Source organism: Alteromonas sp. W364 (assembly GCF_031846205.1).
Taxonomy (GTDB): Bacteria; Pseudomonadota; Gammaproteobacteria; order Enterobacterales; family Alteromonadaceae; genus Glaciecola; species Glaciecola blandensis.
Window position 1 is genome coordinate 1 of the sequence record NZ_JAVRID010000030.1, and the last position, 647, is coordinate 647.

At 47.4% G+C, this 647-nt stretch carries 1 protein-coding gene; it reads right to left on the bottom strand.

Annotated features, from left to right (window positions below; genetic code table 11):
• Positions 1-297 precede the first annotated feature (297 nt).
• A partial coding sequence (locus RM556_RS17320; RefSeq protein ID WP_311375215.1) for a transposase occupies positions 298-647 on the bottom strand: 350 nt, incomplete at its 5' end.

Below are 647 nucleotides of genomic sequence, written 5' to 3' on the forward strand. Positions count from 1 at the left end.
GGTATGACTCTTCATGTCAAGTTAAACGAGCAGATCCCGCTCTTTATTTCAGAGCTTCTTCATCAAATAAATTGAGTTAATGCATCAGATGAAGCCAGTAAATTTCGTCGGTTATCATGCTGGTATACGTGGGTTGCTAGTTGCCTAGCCTATCCAACCTTACTGTTTACGACGTCGTACCTATCTTCTCTCTATGCGCGGGGGTTATTGTAAGCCGCAGCCATCAATACCAATCCAACACTTGCCGAAGGTTGTACCGCTTCCGCGGCCTGACCCGACACATTAACTCAAACTCTTTTATGCCGGTACTCGCGCTATTCGCTTGCGAATATCGACAGCGGGCAACACGATTTGCTTGGCGATAGCCCACATGTACGCCGCCATTTCTCGTGCAATGGCGACTTTAATCACGTTGTGATGTTTCCCTTGCTGCATCAGTCGCTGATAGCGCTGACATAATCTAAGCTGCGCTTTCCACGCAGTATCAATGACTATTTTAGGTAATCCTTCTTGGCGAAGCTGGTGCTCTTTAGACACATTGGCAGGGTGGCGATAACTTTGTGCGCCTTCAATCAATAACCGTCGTGCCCGAACATTGCCTGTTTTAGTAATGCTGCCGAGCTTGCGTTTACCACCACTAGAATGCT